This window comes from Type-E symbiont of Plautia stali, from assembly GCF_059731115.1.
Genome location: NZ_AP035907.1, coordinates 516,362 through 538,688, shown reverse-complemented (window position 1 = coordinate 538,688; position 22,327 = coordinate 516,362). Strand labels below are relative to the sequence as shown.

At 53.7% G+C, this 22,327-nt stretch carries 19 protein-coding genes; 12 read left to right on the top strand and 7 right to left on the bottom strand.

Features of this window, described 5'->3' with window-relative positions; all coding sequences use genetic code 11:
* Position 1: 1 nt before the first annotated feature.
* A complete protein-coding gene (gene uvsE / locus AC6I8L_RS22420; RefSeq protein WP_058961347.1) occupies positions 2-976 on the top strand; it encodes a UV DNA damage repair endonuclease UvsE in 975 nt (324 codons plus the stop codon).
* Here uvsE and yfiB read toward each other — a convergent pair.
* The 5 genes from yfiB to ascF all read right to left on the bottom strand — a co-directional run bounded on the left by yfiB (position 963) and on the right by ascF (position 6,318).
* Complete coding sequence (gene yfiB, locus AC6I8L_RS22415) at positions 963-1,436, bottom strand: outer membrane lipoprotein YfiB (RefSeq protein ID WP_058961348.1); 474 nt, start codon at positions 1,434-1,436, stop codon at positions 963-965. The genes uvsE and yfiB overlap by 14 nt on opposite strands.
* Entirely contained in the window at positions 1,433-2,647 is a 1,215-nt protein-coding gene (gene dgcN / locus AC6I8L_RS22410; protein ID WP_058961349.1) for a diguanylate cyclase DgcN/YfiN, read from the bottom strand. Before dgcN ends, yfiB begins: the two co-directional genes overlap by 4 nt.
* 1 nt (position 2,648) lies before the next feature.
* The gene (gene yfiR / locus AC6I8L_RS22405) at positions 2,649-3,233 is read right to left on the bottom strand and encodes a regulatory sequestration protein YfiR (RefSeq protein WP_058961350.1); all 585 of its coding nucleotides are present in this window, start codon (positions 3,231-3,233) and stop codon (positions 2,649-2,651) included.
* Positions 3,234-3,428: 195 nt separating this feature from the next.
* Positions 3,429-4,862 (bottom strand): 6-phospho-beta-glucosidase, encoded by a 1,434-nt coding sequence (locus AC6I8L_RS22400; RefSeq protein WP_480344116.1) that lies wholly within the window; start codon positions 4,860-4,862, stop codon positions 3,429-3,431.
* 16 nt (positions 4,863-4,878) lie between these two features.
* On the bottom strand, positions 4,879-6,318 hold the full coding sequence (gene ascF, locus AC6I8L_RS22395; RefSeq protein ID WP_058961351.1) for a PTS cellobiose/arbutin/salicin transporter subunit IIBC: 1,440 nt from the start codon (positions 6,316-6,318) through the stop codon (positions 4,879-4,881).
* A 254-nt stretch (positions 6,319-6,572) separates the two neighbouring features.
* On the opposite strand from ascF, the gene AC6I8L_RS22390 reads away from it, so the two are divergent.
* The 4 genes from AC6I8L_RS22390 (at position 6,573) to AC6I8L_RS22375 (ending at position 12,242) form a co-directional block, all read left to right on the top strand.
* Positions 6,573-7,586: a LacI family DNA-binding transcriptional regulator gene (locus tag AC6I8L_RS22390; RefSeq protein ID WP_058961352.1), complete on the top strand. Its 1,014-nt coding sequence runs from the start codon at positions 6,573-6,575 to the stop codon at positions 7,584-7,586.
* 129 nt (positions 7,587-7,715) lie between these two features.
* Positions 7,716-9,830, top strand: coding sequence for a TonB-dependent receptor (locus AC6I8L_RS22385; protein ID WP_058961353.1), 2,115 nt, complete (start codon positions 7,716-7,718; stop codon positions 9,828-9,830).
* A gap of 11 nt (positions 9,831-9,841) precedes the next feature.
* Entirely contained in the window at positions 9,842-10,849 is a 1,008-nt protein-coding gene (locus tag AC6I8L_RS22380) for an ABC transporter substrate-binding protein (RefSeq protein WP_058961354.1), read from the top strand.
* A 334-nt stretch (positions 10,850-11,183) separates the two neighbouring features.
* Positions 11,184-12,242, top strand: a complete 1,059-nt coding sequence (locus tag AC6I8L_RS22375; protein WP_479400147.1) for an acyltransferase family protein — start codon at positions 11,184-11,186, stop codon at positions 12,240-12,242.
* A 40-nt stretch (positions 12,243-12,282) separates the two neighbouring features.
* Here AC6I8L_RS22375 and AC6I8L_RS22370 read toward each other — a convergent pair whose 3' ends face one another.
* The gene (locus AC6I8L_RS22370) at positions 12,283-12,606 is read right to left on the bottom strand and encodes an AzlD domain-containing protein (protein ID WP_058961355.1); all 324 of its coding nucleotides are present in this window, start codon (positions 12,604-12,606) and stop codon (positions 12,283-12,285) included.
* Position 12,607: 1 nt separating this feature from the next.
* Positions 12,608-13,348, bottom strand: a complete 741-nt coding sequence (locus AC6I8L_RS22365) for an AzlC family ABC transporter permease (protein ID WP_058961356.1) — start codon at positions 13,346-13,348, stop codon at positions 12,608-12,610.
* Positions 13,349-13,452: 104 nt separating this feature from the next.
* Between AC6I8L_RS22365 and AC6I8L_RS22360 the strand changes: the two genes are divergently transcribed.
* The 7 genes from AC6I8L_RS22360 to AC6I8L_RS22330 all read left to right on the top strand — a co-directional run bounded on the left by AC6I8L_RS22360 (position 13,453) and on the right by AC6I8L_RS22330 (position 22,302).
* Entirely contained in the window at positions 13,453-14,286 is an 834-nt protein-coding gene (locus AC6I8L_RS22360; RefSeq protein WP_058961357.1) for a helix-turn-helix transcriptional regulator, read from the top strand.
* Between the two features lie 18 nt (positions 14,287-14,304).
* Complete coding sequence (locus AC6I8L_RS22355) at positions 14,305-15,357, top strand: GlxA family transcriptional regulator (protein ID WP_034824021.1); 1,053 nt, start codon at positions 14,305-14,307, stop codon at positions 15,355-15,357.
* A 293-nt stretch (positions 15,358-15,650) separates the two neighbouring features.
* On the top strand, positions 15,651-16,952 hold the full coding sequence (gene glyA, locus AC6I8L_RS22350; RefSeq protein ID WP_058961358.1) for a serine hydroxymethyltransferase: 1,302 nt from the start codon (positions 15,651-15,653) through the stop codon (positions 16,950-16,952).
* A gap of 41 nt (positions 16,953-16,993) precedes the next feature.
* Positions 16,994-18,244, top strand: a complete 1,251-nt coding sequence (locus tag AC6I8L_RS22345) for a sarcosine oxidase subunit beta family protein (protein ID WP_058961359.1) — start codon at positions 16,994-16,996, stop codon at positions 18,242-18,244.
* Positions 18,245-18,267: 23 nt separating this feature from the next.
* A complete protein-coding gene (locus tag AC6I8L_RS22340; protein ID WP_034824015.1) occupies positions 18,268-18,636 on the top strand; it encodes a sarcosine oxidase subunit delta in 369 nt (122 codons plus the stop codon).
* Positions 18,633-21,671, top strand: a complete 3,039-nt coding sequence (locus AC6I8L_RS22335) for a sarcosine oxidase subunit alpha family protein (protein WP_058961360.1) — start codon at positions 18,633-18,635, stop codon at positions 21,669-21,671. The genes AC6I8L_RS22340 and AC6I8L_RS22335 overlap by 4 nt, the downstream gene beginning before the upstream one ends.
* Positions 21,664-22,302 (top strand): sarcosine oxidase subunit gamma, encoded by a 639-nt coding sequence (locus AC6I8L_RS22330; RefSeq protein WP_058961361.1) that lies wholly within the window; start codon positions 21,664-21,666, stop codon positions 22,300-22,302. Before AC6I8L_RS22335 ends, AC6I8L_RS22330 begins: the two co-directional genes overlap by 8 nt.
* The last annotated feature ends 25 nt before the right edge of the window (positions 22,303-22,327 follow it).

The window sequence follows — 22,327 nt, the reverse complement described above, 5'->3', positions numbered from 1 at the left end:
AATGAAATTGGGTTTTGCGTGTAAGTACTTCGATGCACAGGCTAAGCAGCCGTTTCCGTTTAAAATCACCACGCGTACGCGTTTCCTGAGTCTTGATCGCGAGGAACAAGCGCGTTTACTGGCGCAGTTGGCAACCAACAACCTCGAAAACCAATTCCTCACGCTGCAGCAACTGGCAAAACTGCCGGATGCGATGCGCATGATGCGGATTGGCAGCGACCTGTTGCCGCTGTATACCGTGCCAGAGGCCACCGCCATCTACAGCGAATTAATGCCCGATTTAAAACCGTTGTTTGCCGGGTGTGGCGAGATAGCGCGCGCAAACAACATCCGTCTCTCATTCCATCCCGGACAATATTCCGTTCTCGCTTCGGATAATGAAGGGGTAGTGGATCGGGCGATTGAGGATGTGGAGTATCATGCACTGTGTGCCGTGTTAATGGGGTATGGTCGCCAGTTCCAGGATTTCAAAATCAATATCCATATGAACGGCAAAAAAGGCATCGAGGGGTTTCGCGCGGCGTTTCAGCACCTCTCTCCTGAAGCACGCAATATGCTGACGGTTGAAAATGATGAAATCTCTTGTTCGCTGGATGATGTATTACAGGCGCGCGATCTCTGTCCGGTGGTGCTGGATATTCACCATCACTGGGTGAAAGAGAATCAATTTATCAAAGCGGATGATGCGCGTATCCCGTTAATTATCGAATCGTGGCGCGGTGTGCGTCCGGTATTACATTATTCGATTGCGCAGGAAGGATTAATCCCAGAACATGGCTTCCCGGATCAGCACGATTTAACGGTGGCAAAAACCAAACTGCGTGCGCATTCTGAATACTACTTTAATCAGGATTTAAACGACTGGGCGTTATCATTTACTGACTTCGACATTATGTGCGAAGTGAAAATGAAGAATCTGGCGGTCGAGCGCTTATACCGTTATGCGCTCGACCAGGGTGAGATTAAGGCGAGGTAATCACAATCGCCACACGGCGATTCTGCGCGCGGCCTTGTGCACTGTTATTGCTGGCAATGGGGGCGCTCATGCCCAGACCTCGGGTGGTGATGTTGGTTCGCGGTACATCCGCACCCAACGCCCATTGTGTTGCCACAGCATCAGCACGTTTCAGTGACAACTGCTGGTTATAATCCGCCTTGCCGTAATTATCCGTATGACCGTCAATGCGGACATGCTGAATGCCCGTCGCTGAGAGGTTTTTCGCCATATTGGCGATATTGGCTTTACTGGCCGCGGTGAGTTCAGACTCATTTACCCCAAACAGGATTTTGTCGGATAAACCTAATCCCCAGCCTTCCATATTTTCAGTAAAACCTGCGCTTTGCATCGCCGCAATCTGTGCGGCGGAGAAACGACCTTTTGACTGACAGCCCGCACAAGCCAGAATACACAGCAGCAGAAAGAGTTTAATTTTCATACCCGTACCTTACTTATCCCTTTGTTTTTGTACATATGCATATCTGCACGTTCCAGAATTGATTGCACCGTATCGCCATGCTGCGACCAGGCGTAACCAATAGTGACCGAGGTGGTTATCGGTGTGCCTTCCGCGATCATAATCTTCTGCGCAATGGCTTCCCTGATCTCCTCTGTCAGTTGCAGCAGCTGTTTCTCAGTCGCGCGGCTGGTTATTAACATCGCAAACTCATCACCGCCGAGGCGCGCGACCATATCCTGTTTATAGGCCAGTGCAAGCAGGCGGGAACCGATGGCTTTCAGCACCTCATCGCCCGCCGCATGTCCCCAGTTATCATTGATGCTCTTGAATCGATCGCCATCCAGGAACAGCAACACAAAGCGCTCATGAGCGAATTGGCCATCAAGCAATCGGGTTAACTGCGTGACAAAGGCGGCGCGGTTGGCCAGTCCGGTGAGCGGATCTTCCAACGCTTTCGCCGCTAACGACCGGTTATCACGCAGTAACGAAGCCTGTAGTGATTGCATCTCTGCGAGCAACGAGTTGAGATCGTCCGAAAACAGCTGAAACTCTTTGGTCGGGCTTTCGGGAATACGCAGCGAAAAATCACCCGAGCTGATGACGTAATGAATCGAGCTGGTGATATTGCGTAGCGTCTGCAAAATTCCCCGATGCAGAAAAGCGCTCAGCATAAAGGCAACAATCAGTACGCAAAGCATACCGCTGGATAAAATCATCACTGAGTAACGGATAAAATCCGTCGCCCCTTTGACCGTACCCGCCAGCGTCAACGTCCCGACGACATTTTCCGCATGATTAATATTGACGCTCAGCGGGCGCGCGTAGATCCATTCGCGTAAGAAGTTCTCATACCAGCCATCCTGCTGCTGTTGATCTTGCCAGTTAACCAACACGGTTTGATCGTCCGTTACCAGTTTCGCCGTAGCAAACATGCCTTCGTTGCCCAACATGGCAATTTTTTTGTGGGCGTCATAACTGTCTTCAAATACGGTGGCAGCGGTCAGGCTGTTGCTCAGCGTTGCGGCAATCAGCTCCAGGTTGCGCTTTTCATAACGCTTGATGAAAAGTAACGAAGTGGAGGTCAGCAGCAACCAGCACAGCAACAAGATAACGGCGGAGTTGATGATGCTGATCTTGCGCAGCCTGATGCGGATAGATGATTTTTCATTTTTGATTTTTTCAAATTTCATCTTATTGGCTTCCTTTGCGCGACAGCAATAACACATCCGGACTCACGCGAACGCCACTGCGAGCCAGTGAATCAAGGTTTACGGCAAACATCGGATGATCGGCATTAAAAATAAGACAGAAAGCGGCTCCAATGGCGCAATCGGTATTATTTTCAGCCAGAGAGAGAACGGCGTGGCCTTTCTCCAGGCTGAGCAATTCGGTCTGTTGCTGCGGCGACTGATCGCCGAAATAGACGGCATCACAGCGATTGCTGGCTAACTCGGTTTCACTGTTGAGATAGACCACGCTAAAGGGCAGCGATGTCGCGGTGGCGCTGGCAGGAAAATTGACATGGCGCGCAGAATTGAACACACACAACTGTGGAGCGTCGTGCAACGCCGGCCAGCGGGTGAAGCTAATGATACCGCTGACAATACGGTTGGCTTTGTCATCTTTCGTCGCGGGGTTTTGCGCCGCAGCAGCAGGCAGGGATAGCGGCAATATCAACAGTGCCAGCGAACCGATGCAGATCAGCGCGGCTTTAAGCTGAGCCAAAAGCAGAAATAAAACTTCACGAGGGTGAAGACGAGGTTCAAAACGTAACATGCCGCTATTCCGCTGGGTTCAACCCGTAAATAGTACCATCGGCATTTATAAAAGAGTACAGGTGTTCAATAGCGGAAAACGCGGACTATTTACTCTGGCAGGATAATCAGATCCAAACATTAATAGAGAATTTAATGCGGTATTTATATAAACATGCCGGGCGAACTGACATCGCCCGGCAGTGAATCGCAAAGATTATTCACTTAAATCGCGGCCATTGCTGGCAATCACTTTTTTATACCACCAGAAAGATTTTTTGCGAGTGCGTGCCAGTGAGCCATTGCCTTGATCATCACGATCGACGTAAACAAAGCCGTAGCGTTTACTCATCTCGCCCGTTGAGGCTGCGACCAAATCAATGCATCCCCAGGTGGTGTAACCTATCACCGGGATGCCATCGGCTATCGCTTCGCCCATTGCCTGGATGTGCTGCTTCAGGTAGCTGATACGGTAATCGTCATGAATCTCGCCGTTGGCATCGATTTCATCGCGCGCCCCCAGGCCGTTTTCCACCAAAAATAGCGGCTTTTGATAACGGTCATACATCATGTTCATGGTGATGCGCAGGCCTAAGGGATCGATGCCCCAGCCCCAGGCGCTACGGGGAATGTGCGGATTGGTCAGCGATTTCACCACGTTCGCCGCACTGCTGTTTTTCTCGTTCATATCGGCTGAGGCACAGCGCGACGCATAGTAGCTGAAGGAGACAAAATCCACGGTATGACGCAGGAGTTCTGCATCACCGTCCTGCCACTCAATCTCAATGCCTTTCTCGCGGAACACGCGAGCTGCGTAGGAAGGATAAGCACCGCGCGCCTGCACATCGATAAAGAACAGGTTCTCGCGATCTTTTTCCATCGCCGCCCAGACATCTTCAGGGTTACATGACCACGGATAGAAATTGCCGCCCGCCAGCATGCAGCCGACCTGATTTTCGGGGTCAATCTCGTGTGCAATTTTCGTCACCAGCGCACTGGCGACCAGTTCATGATGCGCCGCCTGGTATTTAACCTGCTCTCGATTATCCTTTGGTCCGAAGACCAGGCCAGCGCCAGAGAACGGGCTGTGCAGCAGAATGTTGATCTCGTTAAACGTCAGCCAATATTTCACCAGCCCGTTGAAAGCTTCAAAGCAGGTGCGGGCATAGCGGGCGAAGAATTCAATCATCTTGCGGTTGCGCCATGAACCGTACTCGGTAACCAAATGCATCGGTACGTCAAAATGGCATAACGTCACCAGCGGCGTGATGCCATATTTTTGGCACTCTTCGAACAGGCTGCGATAGAAAGCGATACCTTCAGGATTTGGCGTTAACTCATCACCTTTCGGGTAGATGCGGCTCCAGGCAATGGACGTGCGAAACACCGTGAAGCCCATTTCCGCCATCAACGCGATGTCATCTTTATAGCGACGATAAAAATCGATGGCATCATGGCTCGGATAGTATTCATCATCACGCAAGGTGAAGCGCGGTTCCAGCCCGAGTTTGACCGGCATACGGTGTTCGCCCTGCGGGATCATATCCACCGTGGTTAAGCCTTTACCGCCCGCCAGATAGCTCCCCTCCGACTGATTAGCGGCTAACGCGCCGCCCCATAAAAATCCCTCTGGAAATGTCACTTCAGACATAAAAAACCTCAGTTAATCAATTCACATTGACGGCTTTAGCAGGATCCACAACCGGTTTAGGCTGCGCTGTTTCACTCACCGGAATATCTTCAAAGCCAAGAATCAGGGTCAGAACAAATGAAAGCACCACCGACAACACCATCACACCGCCGACCCATACAATGCTCATCGGATTAGCCGGATCAAAGAATTGTACGCTGGTGAACAAGCCGGGTGAGGCCATGGAGTGACTGGCGAGCCCGCCGATGCCGGCTACCGCGCCACAGATAAATCCGCTGATCAGGCTGGCGATCAGTGGTCGTTTGAGTCGCACCGCAACACCATAGAGAGCGGGTTCCGAGATCCCAGCAACAATCGCTGAAGCCGCTGCGGCAAAAGCGGTCTGACGCAATTCCGGATTCTTGGTTTTAAAGGCTACGGCCAGCGATGATCCACCGAGTGACAGATTGGCGCCGATTTCAGAGGGCATTACCATGCCTTCTTTGCCGGTTTCCGCAATAGTCTGAATGATGGTCGGAGTGAACACACGGTGCATGCCGGTCATCACCAGCAGTGGCCATAACGCCCCCATAATCGCTACGGATAACCAGCCGAGATAGCCATGGATGGTGTAAACCAGCGCAGAAATACCGCTACCAATCCAGATGCCGAGTGGGCCAATCAGCAGAATGGCAATCGGTGCGGCGATCAGCACAATCAACATCGGTTTGAGGAAGTTTTTGGTGACCGCAGGGGTAAAGCGATCCACCCAGTATTCGATGTGCGACAGGATCCAGGTCATCACCAGCGCCGGGATGACGGTGTAAGTGTATTTCACCGCCGTCACCGGGATATAGGCGAACTCCACGGCCTGGCCTTGTGCCGCTTTGGCCATCAAATCAATAAAGTTGGGATGCACCAGTACGCCGGCAATCGCAATCGCCAATGACATATTGGTTTTGAATTTCAGCGCTGCCGAAGCCGCCACCATTACCGGCAGGAAGAAGAAGGCACCATCACCGATCACATTCAGGATCACCAGCGTAGACGAACCTTTCTCCAGTACGCCGCTCATCTCCAGCACCATTGCCAGCAGCTTGACCATCGATCCCCCGATGATCGCCGGGATCAGCGGCGACATGGTGCCCACCAGCGCATCAAGAATGCCCGCGCCAATGCTACGCAGGGTGATTTTGCGTTTCACTGGGGTGCTGTTGTCGCTATTCGGTGTGCCGAGTTTAAGCACTTCCTGATACGCGAGATTAACGTTATTGCCAATGATCACCTGGCATTGCGTATCGGTATGTACCACGCCCATCACGCCTGGAATCGCTTTCAGCGTGGCGTTATCGATCAGGGCAGTGTCGCGAAGTACGAAACGCAGGCGCGTCATGCAGTGCGTAACGGCTTCGATATTGTTCAAGCCGCCGAGCGAAGCCACGATGTCGCGTGAAACGTCAGCATAATTTTTAGCCATGGATTGTAGGTCTCTGATTTTTTTGAGTAGGGGTACGTTTGCCCGCATATCTATTGCGAGTCATGAGAAACCGGTTTCACAAAATCATGAATATGAAATCCTTACCAGGCAAGGAGTTTAAAATTTGATGTTTAAAAGTGTGATAGTGATCGATAACGAAGTGAGGAGCGGGCAAACATTACGGTGAAAAAATTCTCCGCATAATTCGCGACTTAGGTACACTTTAGCGATACGAGCGCAAATCAGAGTGAAATATGGCAACCATTGTTGAGGTGGCGAAGGTCGCAGGCGTATCGAAAGCCACGGTGTCACGTGTGCTGTCCGGCAACGGTTATGTCAGCGAAGAGAAGCGGGAATTGGTGTTTAAGGCCATCGCGGCAACCGGCTTTCGCCCCAATTTACTGGCGCGAAATCTGGCAACCAAGTCGAGCCAGACTATTGGCCTGGTGATCACCAACACCCTCTATTCCGGCAGCTATTTTACTGAGCTCATGCAGCATTCCGCCCGACTGATGGAGCAGCAGGGGCGACAACTGCTATTGGTGGATGGCAAACACAGTGCGGAAGAGGAGCGTGCTGCGATTCAATTTTTGCTCGATTTGCGCTGTGACGGCGTCATCATCTATCCGCGCTTTCTCACCATTGAAGAAATGGACGCTATCATCGATCAGCACTCGCATCCGATTCTGGTGATCAACCGTCGTCTGCGGCAACACGACAGCTACTGTATTTACGCCGATCAACAACGCACCAGCGCCGACGCCGTTGAAGCGTTAATCAAACTGGGGCATCGTGACATTGCCTTTATTACCGGGTCGCTCGATTCGCCCACCGGCCGTGAGCGCCTGGCGGGCTACCAATCGGCGCTGGCAAAACACCAGATTCCGGTTCAGCAAGCGTTGATTATTGAAGGGAAGTGGCAGGCGCAAAACGGCGTAGCGGCGGTAGAAACCTTGTTAAACCAGGGCAGTCCGTTTAGCGCACTGGTGGCCAGTAATGATGATATGGCGGTAGGAGCGTTAAAAGCGTTGGCATCGCACAACATTGCGGTTCCGGCTCAGGTCTCCGTGCTGGGATTTGATGATATTCCGCTGGCCCCCTTCACCGTTCCATCGCTCTCTAGCGTGAAAATGCCGGTGACGGAGATGATTCAGGAAACGCTTGCAAGGCTGATATCGATGCTCGACGGGGGCGAAATGCGCAATCGCCAGCGCTTCTCGGGTGAAGTGATGATGCGAGAATCCGTCGGCCCAGGACCTTTCGCCTGATAAAAAACAGTGACGGTTCAGTAATATAACGCTGATAAACAAGAGGTTGGCAAATCTTATCGATATATAATCGAAAATATAGCGCTAGCTTAATGCGCGCATCCTTTCGTCAGTCATCCTGGAAATGTCATGTTTATCAAGCGTATCACCCTGGTGAAAACAGGTTTCACCAGTGCCATGTTATTGTACGCCGTTCCGCTGTATGCCACATCCGAGCAACCGACCATTGCAGTGACTGCCTCGCCGAATCAACCCCCTGCAGAAACCGATAAAAAAGCCACGCTGGGCAATCTCGGTAAACAGGAAGTGCGCAACACGCCGTGGTCGGTGCAAACCCTGTCACCTGAGTTGATGAAGCGCCAGCAGTTGAAAAGCGTCAGCGATCTTTATCGTTACATGCCATCGGTGCAGGGGGATGGGGCACGCCCGCAAACGCGGGGTATGCAGGGCAGTGTGGTGCAGAACAGCATGATCGATGGGCTGAATGTGGTATCGACCACCGACTACGCCGCTGAACAGTTTGATCAGATTGAGGTGCTGAATGGTCTCGCCGGATCCTTATATGGTCCGGCCAATCCGGCAGGTCTGTTCAATTTCGTGAACAAACGCGCCAGTGACACACCGCAGCACTCCATTACTGTGGGCGCGGGGACCGGGTTAAGCCATCAGCTGGCCGGTGATTTTAGTGGGCCGCTGGATAGCAACGACCGTCTGCGTTATCGCCTTAATTTCCTTGATGATGAGGGCGATGGCTATGTGAAAGGCAGCAAAGTTCGCCGTCAGCTTTTCAGCCTGGCACTCGATGCGAATCTGACCGATCAAACGGTGCTGGAAACCAACTTCAGCTATTACCATTTCTACGACAAAGGCCTGCCGGGCAAATTTGCGCTTGGCAAGGGGTTGTCATTCCCCTCTGCGCCCAATCCGAAAACGGCGCACCTGGGGCAATCTTATGCGGGTGATGATAATCACACGCTGACTGCTGGCCTGCATCTCAAACATGACTTCGACGGAAACTGGCAGGGTGAAATCGGCGTTTTACGTCAGATTGCCGATCGCGAATCCACGGCGGTAACCAACACCTTCACCGACAGCCACGGCGACTACACCGCCACCACTTCATCTGCCACCGCCAGCCGCTTTACGATTAATAGCTACATGGCGAATTTAAATGGGGAAGTGGATACCGGTTGGATTCATCATCAAATTTCAACCGGGCTGCGCGGTTTTGTCTGGAAGAATTACAACCCCCGCAACGGTGCTTCCTCGACCCTGGGCAGCGCTTCGCTGGATAATCCCCAGGCTTTCGCTGAACCGGACTACCCTGATTTTACCGACCGCTATCATTCCGCCACTGCCAGCCAGCATGCATTTCTGCTCAGCGATAATCTGCAGTTTTCCCCGCAATGGAGCCTGTTACTGGCGGGCAGTGAGAGCCTGCTGAGTTCGTCCAACTACAGCAAAACGGGCAGTCGCAGCAGTGATTCTGCTAATAGTGGATTCAGCGGTTCCGCCAGCCTGGTGTATAAGCTGATTGATCCCATGACGCTTTATGTCACTTATGCTGATAGTCTGCAACAAGGGGACACCGCACCGGCCACGGCCAACAATGCCGGTGCGATATTGGCGCCGTATCGTAGCCGTCAGGTGGAAGTGGGCAGCAAGCTGGCGGTTAATAAACTGCTGCTGACCGCCGCGCTGTTCCAGATTAAACGCCCGTTTGCCTACACCCACGCCAGCGGCGATTACGCTATCGATGGCGAACAGCGTAACCGTGGGCTGGAATTGATGGCGGATGGTGACCTCACCAATCGTCTGCATCTGTTTGGCGGCATGACCTGGTTAGATCCGCGTCTGCTGGACACCGCCAGCACACAAACCGATGACAAACAGATTGTCGGCTTGCCTCGCTATACCGCCAGCCTGTTTGCCGCTTACGATTTACCGATGTTCAGCGGTACCGATATTCACGGCGGCATTCACTATGTTGGTCGTCGCACTACCGACAATCAAAATGACGGTTGGGTGGGCAGCTATACCACGCTGGATGCCGGTGCAGCTTACAAGACCCGGCTGTTTGATACCGCCACCACCTTCCGACTTGATGTCACGAACCTGACCAACCGCCATTACTGGACCAATATCGTGCCCGGTGGTCTGAACGGTTACAGCGGTGCAGGCTATGCCAGCGCTTCTCTCGGCGCGCCGCGTATGGTGCAGGTCTCCATGCAACTTAACTTCTAAGGGAGTGAATGATGAGCAAAATGTGGCGTCGGTTATTACCGATGTTGATGGTGAGTACACTGGCTTCAGCCCAAACGGTGATCGATGACACTGGCCATCATGTCGAAATCAGCCAACCGGCGATGCATATTGCTGACGCCTGGTTTGCGCATCACTCGTTGTTGATGACGTTGGGCGCGGGGGATCGCATCGTGGCGACGGTGAATCATCCCGCCGATCGTCCGTGGATGTTTAAGGTTCAGCCATCCCTCAATCAGGCACTGCAGGCGAAGGGGAAAACCTTTGCCAGTGAAGCACTGGTGGTGCGCCATGTTGACGCTATCTTTGTGCCAGCGAATGATCCTGATGCGGAATCGTATCGACTTGCAGGTATTCCGGTACTGGCAATGAACTTCGATGATTTTGCTTCGATGAAGCGTTCACTGATCACGACGGCGCAAGTGCTGGGTACGCCCGAGGCGGCGAAGCGAGCAGAAGCTTATAACCGCTACCTTGATCAGCACATTGCTGACATCAGCGGGAAAACGGCGGGTTTAAGTGAGGCACAACGACCACGGGTGTTGCACATCCAGTCGCTGCATCCATTGAAAGTCGATGGGCGCGATACGCTGATTGATACCTGGATTAATCTCGCCGGTGGTCGAAATGTCGCTGCAGGCATTGTCGGCAATATGAAGCCCATCTCCCTTGAAGACGTGATTCGCTGGAATCCTGATGTGATTATCATCGGTGCGGGCGCCGGATCGCTGGCAGATTCCGACTTTAAGACGTTGTTTGCCAGTGTGAAAGCCGTCCAGCAACATCGTGTGTGGCAGAATCCGGCAGGAGTGTTTCCGTGGGATCGTTATGGCACCGAGGTGGCGTTACAGATTCAATGGGCCGCAAAACAGTTGCATCCGGCGTTGTTCCCACAACTAGATTTAGTGAGTGCTACGCAGGCGTTTTATCAACAATTTTATGACTACTCGCTGACGGCGAATGACGCGCAGCGAATTTTACAGGCGTTGCCACCGGAATAAATCGGGCTTTTTTAAATATGTCATTTTAAATTCATTAGCTCCACTGTTGGAGAATCATGAACAAACCCGTTTAAGCTTTACTTAAAACGGGTTTGTTCAATATCCAGTCAAAGGTTTTTTAAGAAGGTGAATGGTCTTAAGTGCCGGGTAATAATAGGATTAGGATTTGCTCCATCCTGGATTGGTAAGTCCAGTGGAAATTAATGCTTGATGCCTTGAAGCATTAAAAAACGTGGATTAAGAAAAGTTTTAATCAGAATAAGTCTTATTGTGAGTAAATAATTGTCAGTGCTAAGTTGAATTTACACATCCGGACATCTTTCCTGAGGGAATTATGCACGCACGCATCAAGCATCTTGACGGAATGCGCGGTCTTGCCATCTTAATGGTGATTGGTTACCACGCCTATGCACGTTGGCCAGAACTCTTGCCCTATGTAAACCTCACACAACATATTCCAGTTTTTTCTTTCGGCTGGCTTGGTGTTGAGTTGTTTTTCATGATCTCCGGCTTTGTCATATTTATGACGCTGGATAAGTCTGAGAGCTATATCAGCTTCCTGAAAAAACGCTGGCTGCGACTGTTTCCGGCGATGCTGATTGCCAGCTTGTTACTCTATGCTGTGGGTGGTTTTTTCCCGGAATGGTCCGCTATGACGCCCTATGTCAGGAATCTGCTACCTGGGCTGATCTTCACCAATCCTGAAACGTTGGCACAAATAACCGGTATTGAATTTAAATCGATGGCGGGCTCATTTTGGTCGCTGTACGTTGAAGCGGTATTCTATCTGATTATTGGTGCCATCTATTTTACCCTGGGACGGAAATATTGCCTGCCGGGCTTGCTGGTGCCGATGTTACTGCTGTCCGCCTCCTCGGTGTTAAAATCTTTAGGTCATCCCATTTTCATTGATGTTATTTCTAAGTTTGGTTTTATTCACTACGCGTGGTTTATGATCGGCTGCCTGGTGTATGAAAGAATGCATGGCCGTGACAAAGGCTTTCATTATGCGGTTGTGGTTGTCGCGATGCTCATTAACTTCAGCTACTACGTTAAAAATGCGGGCGCCCTAACGGTCATTCCCTTACTGCTGGTCATGCTTTTCTTTATTGCCAGTTTTTATTCAAAACAATTGGAACGTTTGTTATCCGTTCGATTTTTCACTGCGATAGGTTTTGCCAGTTACGCCTACTATCTGATACATGAAAACCTCATGATTGCCATACTGATAAAAATGAATGTGCAGATCAAAAGTGAAACAGTCATGCTGCTCATGCCGATTGTGGTCGCCGCAGGGCTCTATTATTTGGCCTGGTTTATGACTAAATATCTCGAACCAGCGTTGAGAAATATGTTGAAGGGAAAACGGACACCTGCAGCAGAGGCGGGTTGATATCATGGTGCGGAATTCATTCCGCACCCGATGTTTCACGTTACAAACCAAACCCATAACGCAGCGCAGTATACGCCACCATGCCAGCCAGCACGGTGGCGAACAAACCGCGCGTCACGATGCCGGTGATCGCCGCAATCAGCGCCGCCAGTAACGATAAACTCAAACCTGAAGCGGTTAACGCCGGCTTTTCCATCAACTCGGCCGTGACAATGGCCGCCATAATGCCCGCCGGGATAAAGCTCAGCCACTGTTGCGCCAGCGGGGCGAGTCGGAAGCGGGAAAGCAGCAGAATCGGGCCAACGCGCATCACCGCTGTGATCAGCGCGGCAACCACAATGGTCAACAGGACATTACGCTCCATGTTATTTCCCCTCCTTGTATTTCATGCGTAACAGCAGCGTGGCCAGACTGGCGGCAATCGAGGCGGCGATGATCACCACTACGCTGAGATCCAGATGTCCCGCAGAAAAATAGGTCACCAGCACCGCAACCACAATCGCCAGCGTCTCCAGCCATTTGCGTCGGCTGGCAAACCACGTCATTAGAATCAGCCCGATAAACATCGATACCAGACTAAAACTCAATCCGGCCATCAGCGATTCAGGGACGGCAGATGCGGCATAAGCGCCAATCACACAGGCAATAACCCAGTTCAGCCAGGCGGGCAGGTTAAGACCAAACATCCAGGCAAAGGCGATTTTGCCGTGCTGGCTGCCGTGCTGTACCGCGACGCCGAAGGTCTCATCGGTGAGCAGCAGGCCGCTGACGACTTTCTGCCAGCCACTTTGGCCACGGAAGAACACGCTAATCGCTGAACTCATCAGCAAATAGCGCAGATTAACCAGCATCACGCTAAGCACCACCGAGGTCATTTCCGCGCCTGCTGCCCATAGCGAATAAAATAAAAACTGCGCCGAACCGGTGTAGAGCAGCGTCGCCAGCAGCGCGGTTTGCAATACGGAGAAACCGGCCAGCGTGCCAATGGCACCCGCAGCAAAACCGATGCTCAGGTAACCGGGCACGGTAGGTAAACAGGCGATAAAACCCGCGCGAAAACTCAGTGGATCGCTGTGTTTCGGCAGGGTGTGACTATTCAACGACATGACAATTTTCCAAAACCTTCTCAACAGATGCACCAATTTTAAGCCACGATGCGCAAGGCTATAGTAAAATCCTGCTCCCGGAGTACATCAGCGAAGGATTTGTGATGCAGGAAAAACGTGATGACATCAAATTGTGGCGTGACCGTGGTATGCACGGCGGCATGGAAATCCTGCGCGCACGCTGCTACGAGCACAGTTATCCGGCACACTTCCACGACGAATTCGTGATCGCGGCGTTTGCCCGAGGGGCACAACGTACCCGCATTTGCCGTCAACAGGGCATTGCCGCCGCTGGCACGGTGATGGTGATTTTGCCGGGAGAAGTGCACACCGGTGAAGCGGTCCAGCGTGAGGAAGGCTGGGATTACTGCGCGTTTTATCCTTCTGCCGCACTGGTCAATGAGATTGCGGAGTCACAAATCGGCGGCAAAGGTGAACTCAATTTTGGTGCGGAAGGGATGCGTTACGATCCGCTGCTGGCGCAGCAGATGTTGCAGGCTTCCGCCGTGATGCAAGAAAGTCCGGACGCAGTGGAAAAAGAGTGTGCGCTGTTTCAGGTGCTGAGCACGTTAATCCGTCAACACGGCGAACGCACGTTAAAAGGCGGTGAGCGGCATGCGTTACGCGCCGATATTCGGCAGGCGATCGATTATCTGCACAGCGATTACCATCAGCCGCTGGCGGTCAGTGAAATCGCCGCCGTCGCCGGGCTAAGCGAATACCATTTTATGCGCACCTTCCAGAAGCTGACCGGCTTATCGGTACATCAATACCTCACGCAGATTCGTCTGATGCGCGCAAAACGACTGCTGTCGCAGGGCTTCGATGCCGCACACACCGCCAGTGAAGTGGGCTTCTTCGACCAAAGCCACTTCATCAAGAAATTCCGCGCCCATTTTGGCATTACACCGGGTGCATTTGCGGCGGCATCGCAATGATGGAGCGAGGATCTTGCCATGACTTCCCGTAACAAACCCAATGAACAGGCGACGCCGCTGTCGGTCGGTTTCGTCCTGCTGAACCGCTTTACGCTGCTGCCGTTTGCGGCTTTTGTTGACTGCCTGCGTCTCGCCGCCGATGAAGGCGATCGCAGCCGTCAGCTGCGCTGTAGCTGGACGTTTATGTCCAGCTCAGGCAGTGAAGCCACTTCAAGCTGTGGCGCGGTGATCTCGCCCTGTGAAGCCCTAAAGAACCCGGAACATTTTGACTACATCGTGGTGATTGGCGGGGTGCAGGATGAGAAGGACAAAACCGATCATCGCGCGCTGGATTATATTCGCCTCGCCGCGCAGTTTGGCACGCCATTGGTCGGTTTATGTACCGGTGTCTTTGCATTGATTCAGGCTGGCGTGATGAAAGGAAAAGAGTGTTGTGTCAGCTGGTATCACCATGGCGATTTACAGCGGCGTTTTCCCGATATCACCCCGGTAGCCGATCGCATCTTTGTCGATGAAGGCAAGCTGATTACCTGTGCCGGTGGCGTGGCGGCGGCGGATGTTGCCGCGCATCTGATTGAACGCCATCTGGGCCGCGCATGGGCGATAAAAAGTCTGCATATCATGCTGATTGATGAAGCGCGCACCACGCATCATCCGCAGCCGCAACCGGTGATCTTCGAAAAAATAAAAGATCGCATGGTGCGTAGTGCCGTTGATGTGATCTCCCAACATATGGGCGAGGTGATTTCGGTTGAGCAACTCGCGCAACGCCTCAATACCTCGCGGCGCAATATTGAGCGTAAATTCAAAGATGAGCTGGGTGTCAGTCCGCAACGCTTCGCGCGTGACTTACGACTGCGTTATGGTCTTTGGCTACTGCTGTACAGCGCGAAAACAGTGACAGAAATTGGCGAGCGCTGTGGCTTCTCCGATACCGCGCATTTTTCCCGCCATTTCCGCGATGCCTTTGGTTATCCTCCCAGCCTGGCACGCAAGCAGGCCGCATTGCGCGATCAGCAGCATGTCGATCCATTCTTTATTCATATTGATAGTGCAATTGAAGGGCGTTGATTTCAGCGCTCTCGTTATTTCATTGTTGCTGCATAAAATGATTACCCACTGATTTACTTAATTTTTTCCGCCCGCCCGATTTAAGCCTTTCCAATCAGACATCACATTTTCTTATCCAATCGTGATGCACCTCAAACAATACAAATCACCTTCAAAAATTAAATCATTGATAAATAAGGGTTGTCGCGATTTTGTCATATTAAATGTCGCAAACGTTCAAGCTTACACCCGGCGATATTCAGTAGTGTGAAAACGTACTGAATTTGGCCACTAATCCTGATGAGGGTGTAGCAATGAATGCAAATGATTTGAACAGTGCCGATCCACAACTGTTTGCCGCCGTAGTGGGTGAGCTGGTGCGACAGGAAACACACATCGAATTAATCGCCTCGGAAAATTATGCCAGCTCCCAGGTCATGTCGCTGCAGGGCAGCCAGCTCACCAACAAATATGCTGAAGGCTATCCGGGGAAACGTTACTACGGCGGCTGCGAACATGTCGACACCATCGAGCGTTTAGCGATTGAACGTGCCTGCCTGCTGTTTGGTGCGGATTACGCCAACGTGCAGCCCCATTCCGGTGCTCAGGCGAACGCCGCGGTGTTTATGGCGTTGATCAAACCCGGCGACACCATTCTCGGCATGAGCCTGGCGCACGGCGGTCACTTAACCCATGGCGCCGCACCGAATGTCTCCGGTAAGCACTACAACGCCGTGCAATACGGTTTGAATGCTGAAACCGGTGAGATTGATTATCAGGAAGTGGAGCGCCTGGCAAAGGAGCACCATCCGAAACTGATTGTGGCCGGTTTCTCCGCTTATTCGCGCATCGTTGACTGGAAACGCTTCCGCGAAATCGCCGATAGCGTTGGCGCCTGGCTGATGGTGGATATGGCGCACGTGGCGGGTCTGGTCGCTGCGCGCTGTTATCCCAACCCGTTACCGCATGCACATGTGGTGACCACCACCACGCACAAAACCCTGCGCGGTCCGCGCGGTGGTCTGATTCTTTCAGCGAACGGTGATGAAGCGCTGTACAAAAAACTCAACTCCGCGGTGTTCCCTGGCCAGCAGGGCGGCCCGTTGATGCACGTGATTGCTGCCAAAGCGATGGCCTTCCGTGAAGCGATGGAGCAGGACTTCATTCACTACCAGGCCAAGGTGATCGATAACGCCAAAACCATGGCGAAAGTGTTCATCAAACGCGGCTACGACGTGGTGTCAGGCGGCACTGACAACCATCTGTTCCTGGTCTCATTGATTGGTCAGGAGATCACCGGCAAAGAAGCCGATGCTGCCCTGGGCCGCGCGCATATCACCGTGAATAAAAATTCCGTGCCCAACGATCCGCAAAGCCCGTTTGTGACCTCCGGTTTACGCATCGGCACGCCAGCCGTGACCACGCGCGGCTTTGGCGAGAAAGAGTGCGAGACCCTGGCGGGCTGGATTTGCGACATCCTTGATGTGCTGGCGCTGAAACAGAACAGCGACAACATCGAAGCCTGGGTGCGTTTCAACGTATCAGAGCTGTGTGCCAGACATCCGGTGTATGGCGAACATTCACCGCAGGCTATCGCCAAAAAAGCCATTGCCTGACCATTTTTCCCGGCTCAGGCCGGGAGTTTTAGGAGACGAGTATGCAACGTTTTTCTGGTTTCGGGCTGATTAGCCACGGACTGAGTTATCACGAAAACTGGCAGCGCATGTGGCGCAATCCCACGCCGAAAAAGTCCTACGACGTGATCATCATCGGCGGGGGCGGACATGGCTTAGGGACGGCTTATTACCTGGCAAAAGAGTTTGGTATCCGCAATGTAGCAGTGATCGAGAAAGGCTGGCTGGGCGGCGGTAACACCGCGCGTAATACCACCATCGTGCGCTCGAACTATCTGTGGGATGAAGCTGCCGCACTGTTCGAGCATTCCGTGAAATTGTGGGAAGGGCTGACACAGGAGCTGAACTACAACGTGATGTTCTCGCAGCGTGGCGTGTTGAATCTTGGACACACCCTGCAGGACATGCGTGATATCCAGCGCCGCGTCAACGCCAACCGCCTGAATGGCATTGACGGTGAAGTGCTGGATACTCGCGGGGTACAGGATCTTGAACCGCTGCTGGATTGCTCTGCTCGCGCACGTTTTCCGATCATGGGCGCTTCCTGGCAACCGCGCGGCGGTGTGGCGCGCCATGATGCGGTGGCGTGGGGCTTTGCTCGCGGCGCAGATGCGCATGGCGTGGATATCCTGCAACAGACCGAAGTCACCGGCATGATGATCCGTGATGGCCAGATTTACGGCGTGCACACCAATCGCGGTGATATCGAAGCGAAGACGGTGGGCTGTGTGGTGGCGGGTAACTCGGGCGTGCTGGCCAATATGGCCGGTATCAAACTGCCGCTGGAATCTCATCCTTTGCAGGCGCTGGTCTCCGAACCGCTCAAACCGGTGGTGAACACGGTCGTCATGTCGAACCACGTACACGGTTACATCAGCCAGTCCGATAAAGGCGATCTGGTGATTGGTGCGGGCATTGATGGTTACACCGGTTACGGCCAGCGCGGCAGCTATCCGATTATCGAACACACCCTGCAGGCGATTGTTGAGATGTTCCCGGCCTTCTCGCGCGTGCGCATGAACCGCCAGTGGGGCGGCATTGTAGATACCACGCCAGATGCCAGCCCGATCATCTCGAAAACCAAGGTGAACGGCCTCTACTTCAACTGCGGCTGGGGCACCGGCGGCTTCAAAGCGACACCGGGATCGGCGCATGTGTTTGCCGCCAGTCTGGCTAAACGTGAGATGCATCCTCTGGCGGCACCGTTCTCTATTGACCGTTTCCACACCGGTGCTCTGGTGGATGAGCACGGCGCTGCAGCCGTTGCGCACTGATTATTGTTCGGGAGAAAGACAACATGTTTCATATTTATTGCCCGTGGTGCCAGGAGCATCGCGAAGAAGAAGAGTTTCATGCCAAAGGCCCGGCACATCTGGCGCGCCCTAAGGATCCGGAAGCCTGCAGTGACGAAGAGTGGGGCGACTATTTGTTCTTCCGTGATAATCCACGCGGCGTGCATCACGAACTCTGGGTGCACGCGGTGGGTTGCCGAAAATTCTTTAATATCACGCGCAATACCGTGACCTACGAGATCCTGGAAACCTACAAAATCGGTGAGCAGCCAGGCAAAAACGTGCAGGCAGAAGTGGTGACCTTACCGGTGCGCCAGGAAGCACGAGAAGCGGCCAATGAGAACGTAAAAGTGCAGGCCGGAGGCGCATCATGAGCCAGGTCAATCGCCTCAAACAGGGCGGTCGCATCGATCGCAGCCGCAAAATCACTTTCACTTTCAATGGCAAAACGCTGGAAGGTTTTGTCGGGGACACCCTGGCATCAGCGCTGATCGCCAACGGCATTGATGTGGTCAATCGCAGCTTCAAATACTCCCGTCCACGCGGCATCGTTGCGGCTGGCGCGGAAGAGCCTAATGCAGTGGTACAGCTCGGTGGCGCAGAGCAGGAACAGATCCCCAACGTGCGTGCCACTCAGCAAGCGCTTTATCAGGGGCTGGAAGCCGTCAGCACCAACGGCTGGCCGAATGTCGATCGCGATTTGATGGGCGTAGTAGGCAAAATCGGTGGGCGTTTTATGCCGCCAGGTTTCTACTACAAAACCTTTAAACAGCCGGCATCGATGTGGAAAACCTACGAAAAATACATTCGTAAAGGGGCCGGTCTGGGTCGCAGCCCAACCGTCGCCGATCCCGATATTTATGATCACTTCAATCAGCACTGCGATGTGCTGGTGATTGGCGCTGGTCCAGCCGGACTGGCTGCGGCGCTGGCCGCAGGGCGCAGTGGGGTGCGCGTGATCCTGGTGGATGAGCAGGAAGAGATGGGCGGCAGTCTGCTGGATAGCCGCGAAATCATTGATGAGAAAGGTGCCGCGCTGTGGGCCCGCGATGTGCTGCAAACCTTGCAGGCGCTGGACAATGTGCAGCTGCTGGCAAAAACCACCGCCAACGGCTATCACGATCACAACTTTGTCACGCTGCTAGAGCGTCGCACCGATCACCTGTCGATCACTGCGCCAGTTATCAAGGGGCACAAACAGGCGCGTCAACGTATGCACCGGTTACGTGCCGGGCGGGTGGTGCTGGCCACCGGCGCGCATGAGCGTCCATTGGTGTACAGCGTCAACGACATTCCCGGTAACTATCTGGCGGGTGCGGTTTCCACCTATATCCATCGCTATGGCGTCGTGCCGGGCAACAAACTGGTGGTCTCCACCAGCAATGATGACGGCTACCGTGCAGCGCTGGACTGGCTGGATAGCGGGCGTGAAGTGGTGGCAATTGCCGATGCGCGTCTGAGTCCGGACGGCGAGTTGGTGAAACAGGCGCGTCTCAAAGGCATCACCATCATGACCGGCAGCGCGGTAATCGAAGCGCAAGGCGCAACACGCGTGCGCAGTGTCGATATCGCCCGCATCAACAGTGAGAGCTTTGTGGTGGTTGGTAGCGCCACGCGTCTGGTGTGCGACACCGTCGCCAGCTCGGGTGGCTACAGTCCGGTCATCCATCTCGCATCACATACCGGCGGGCGCCCGCAGTGGCGTGACGATATCCTCGGTTTTGTGGCGCCCCAGGTAAAAGGGATGAGGGTAGTGGGAGGCGCGCAGGGCATCTATAGCTTGCCTGACGTGCTCAGCAGCGGTTTCGAGGCGGGAAAACGTGCTGCTGAAGAAACCGGAGGCACACCGCAACCGATGGCGCTGCCGCAAACACGGGCGCGTCGCGATGGCCCGGCGCTGGCGCTGTATCAGGTGCCGCACATGAAAACCACCATGCGCGCACCGAAACAGTTTGTCGATTTGCAGAATGACGTAACGGCCGCTTCCATTGAGCTGGCTACGCGTGAAGGCTTTGAATCGATTGAACATATCAAACGTTACACTGTCATGGGTTTCGGCACTGATCAGGGCAAATTGGGCAATATCAATGGCCTGGCGATTGCGGCGCGGGTATTGAATCACAGCATTCCTGAAGTTGGCACCACCATGTTCCGCCCCAACTACACGCCTGTGGCCTTTGGCGCAGTGACCGGACGCCACTGCAACGAGCTGTTCCAGCCGGAGCGCTTTACCGCGTTGCATCAGTGGCACGTGGAAAAGGGTGCGATATTTGAAGATGTCGGGCAGTGGAAGCGCCCCTGGTATTTCCCGCAGCGCGTCAACGGGCAACTGGAGACGATGCATCAGGCGGTGGTACGTGAATGTCGCGCAGTGCGGGAAAGCGTTGGCGTGCTCGATGCCTCAACCCTCGGCAAAATCGATATTCAGGGGCCGGATGCGCGTGAATTCCTCGAACGCGTCTACACCAACAAATGGGCCAAACTGCCGGTGGGCCGTGTGCGCTACGGCCTGATGTGTCGCGACGATGGCATGGTGTTTGATGACGGCACCACCAGCTGCCTTGGCCAGAATCACTTCCTGATGACCACCAGCACCGGCAATGCCGCCACCGTGCTGGAGTGGCTGGAACTCTGGCATCAAACCGAGTGGCCGGAACTGCAGGTTTACTTCAACTCGGTCACCGATCACTGGGCCACCATCACTGTCACCGGGCCTAAAGCCCGCGATCTGCTGGCGGAGTTCAGCGATATCGATTTAGCGCGAGACAGCTTTAAGTTCATGGACTGGCGTGAAGGCAAGGTGGCGGATGTTCCGGCTCGCGTGTTCCGCATCTCGTTCACCGGCGAGTTGGCGTATGAAATCAACGTGCAAGCCAACTATGCGTTGCATGTCTGGCAGGTACTGTTCGCGCACGGCAAGAAATACAACCTCACCCCTTATGGGACAGAAACCATGCACGTATTGCGTGCGGAGAAGGGGTTCATTATTGGCGGTCAGGACACCGACGGATCAATGACACCGCACGATCTCGGCATGGAGTGGTGCGTGGGTAACGACAAACCGTTCTCGTGGATCGGTAAACGATCGCACACCCGATCCGATGTGCTGCGCGAGGATCGTAAACAGCTGGTGGGGCTGTTACCGAAAGATCCTAAAGTGGTGCTGGAAGAGGGTGCGCAGGTGGTGTTCGATCCACAGCACGCGGTGCCTGTGCCGATGTATGGCCACGTCACCTCCAGTTACTACAGCCCGACGCTGGACAGCGGCTTTGCCATGGCCGTGGTGACACGCGGACATCACCGCATGGGCGAAACCGTCTGGCTTGCCAGTTCAGACGGCCAATTCACTGAAGCCAAAATTGTTAGCTCCGTGTTTATCGATCCAAAAGGAGAGCGCCAGAATGTCTGAGACCCTCACTGCCAACCTCTTTAATGCACATCCTGCGACGCCGGAGATGGGCGAATCTCCGCTGGTGTGGAGCTATATCAAAACGGGTGTTCCCACGGTAGCGGGCGCCTCGGATATCACATTGCGCGAGCGCGCAGACCTCGGTCATCTGACGCTGCGCGGATCGGCTATCGAGTTGGATAAAGCGCTGCGCGCCGTATTACAGCTCTCTCTGCCCGCGCAGCCTTTATCCCTGACGCAAGCCGGTGCATACAGCGCGCAGTGGATGTCACCGGACGAGTGGCTGCTGATTGTGCCGCAGGGTGAAGAGTATGCCATTGAGCAGCAGTTACGCGCTGCGCTCGGCGATGCGCACTACGCGATTGTGAACATTGGCGGCGGGCAAACCTTGCTGGAGTTGCGCGGTGAACAGGTGATCAATCTGCTGAAAAAATCGGTGGTGTATGACGTTCATCCGCAGAATTTCCCGGTAGGTAAAGGTGTGATGACCTGCTTTGCCACCATCACGGTGATCCTGCGTCGCCCAACAGAAGATCGTTGGGAACTGGTGGTGCGCCGCAGTTTTGCGGACTACAGCTATCGCTGGCTGCTGGATGCCGGCGCGGAATATGGCATTAGCGTGCTGTCCTGAGGTGACATCGTCGCCCATTTTACGC

Coding starts and splice junctions, on each gene's coding strand:
- uvsE (WP_058961347.1), top strand. CDS start 2: ATGAAATTGGGTTTTGCGTGTAAGTACTTCGATGCACAGGCTAAGCAG.
- yfiB (WP_058961348.1), bottom strand. CDS start 1,436: ATGAAAATTAAACTCTTTCTGCTGCTGTGTATTCTGGCTTGTGCGGGC.
- dgcN (WP_058961349.1), bottom strand. CDS start 2,647: ATGAAATTTGAAAAAATCAAAAATGAAAAATCATCTATCCGCATCAGG.
- yfiR (WP_058961350.1), bottom strand. CDS start 3,233: ATGTTACGTTTTGAACCTCGTCTTCACCCTCGTGAAGTTTTATTTCTG.
- AC6I8L_RS22400 (WP_480344116.1), bottom strand. CDS start 4,862: ATGTCTGAAGTGACATTTCCAGAGGGATTTTTATGGGGCGGCGCGTTA.
- ascF (WP_058961351.1), bottom strand. CDS start 6,318: ATGGCTAAAAATTATGCTGACGTTTCACGCGACATCGTGGCTTCGCTC.
- AC6I8L_RS22390 (WP_058961352.1), top strand. CDS start 6,573: ATGGCAACCATTGTTGAGGTGGCGAAGGTCGCAGGCGTATCGAAAGCC.
- AC6I8L_RS22385 (WP_058961353.1), top strand. CDS start 7,716: ATGTTTATCAAGCGTATCACCCTGGTGAAAACAGGTTTCACCAGTGCC.
- AC6I8L_RS22380 (WP_058961354.1), top strand. CDS start 9,842: ATGAGCAAAATGTGGCGTCGGTTATTACCGATGTTGATGGTGAGTACA.
- AC6I8L_RS22375 (WP_479400147.1), top strand. CDS start 11,184: ATGCACGCACGCATCAAGCATCTTGACGGAATGCGCGGTCTTGCCATC.
- AC6I8L_RS22370 (WP_058961355.1), bottom strand. CDS start 12,606: ATGGAGCGTAATGTCCTGTTGACCATTGTGGTTGCCGCGCTGATCACA.
- AC6I8L_RS22365 (WP_058961356.1), bottom strand. CDS start 13,348: ATGTCGTTGAATAGTCACACCCTGCCGAAACACAGCGATCCACTGAGT.
- AC6I8L_RS22360 (WP_058961357.1), top strand. CDS start 13,453: ATGCAGGAAAAACGTGATGACATCAAATTGTGGCGTGACCGTGGTATG.
- AC6I8L_RS22355 (WP_034824021.1), top strand. CDS start 14,305: ATGACTTCCCGTAACAAACCCAATGAACAGGCGACGCCGCTGTCGGTC.
- glyA (WP_058961358.1), top strand. CDS start 15,651: ATGAATGCAAATGATTTGAACAGTGCCGATCCACAACTGTTTGCCGCC.
- AC6I8L_RS22345 (WP_058961359.1), top strand. CDS start 16,994: ATGCAACGTTTTTCTGGTTTCGGGCTGATTAGCCACGGACTGAGTTAT.
- AC6I8L_RS22340 (WP_034824015.1), top strand. CDS start 18,268: ATGTTTCATATTTATTGCCCGTGGTGCCAGGAGCATCGCGAAGAAGAA.
- AC6I8L_RS22335 (WP_058961360.1), top strand. CDS start 18,633: ATGAGCCAGGTCAATCGCCTCAAACAGGGCGGTCGCATCGATCGCAGC.
- AC6I8L_RS22330 (WP_058961361.1), top strand. CDS start 21,664: ATGTCTGAGACCCTCACTGCCAACCTCTTTAATGCACATCCTGCGACG.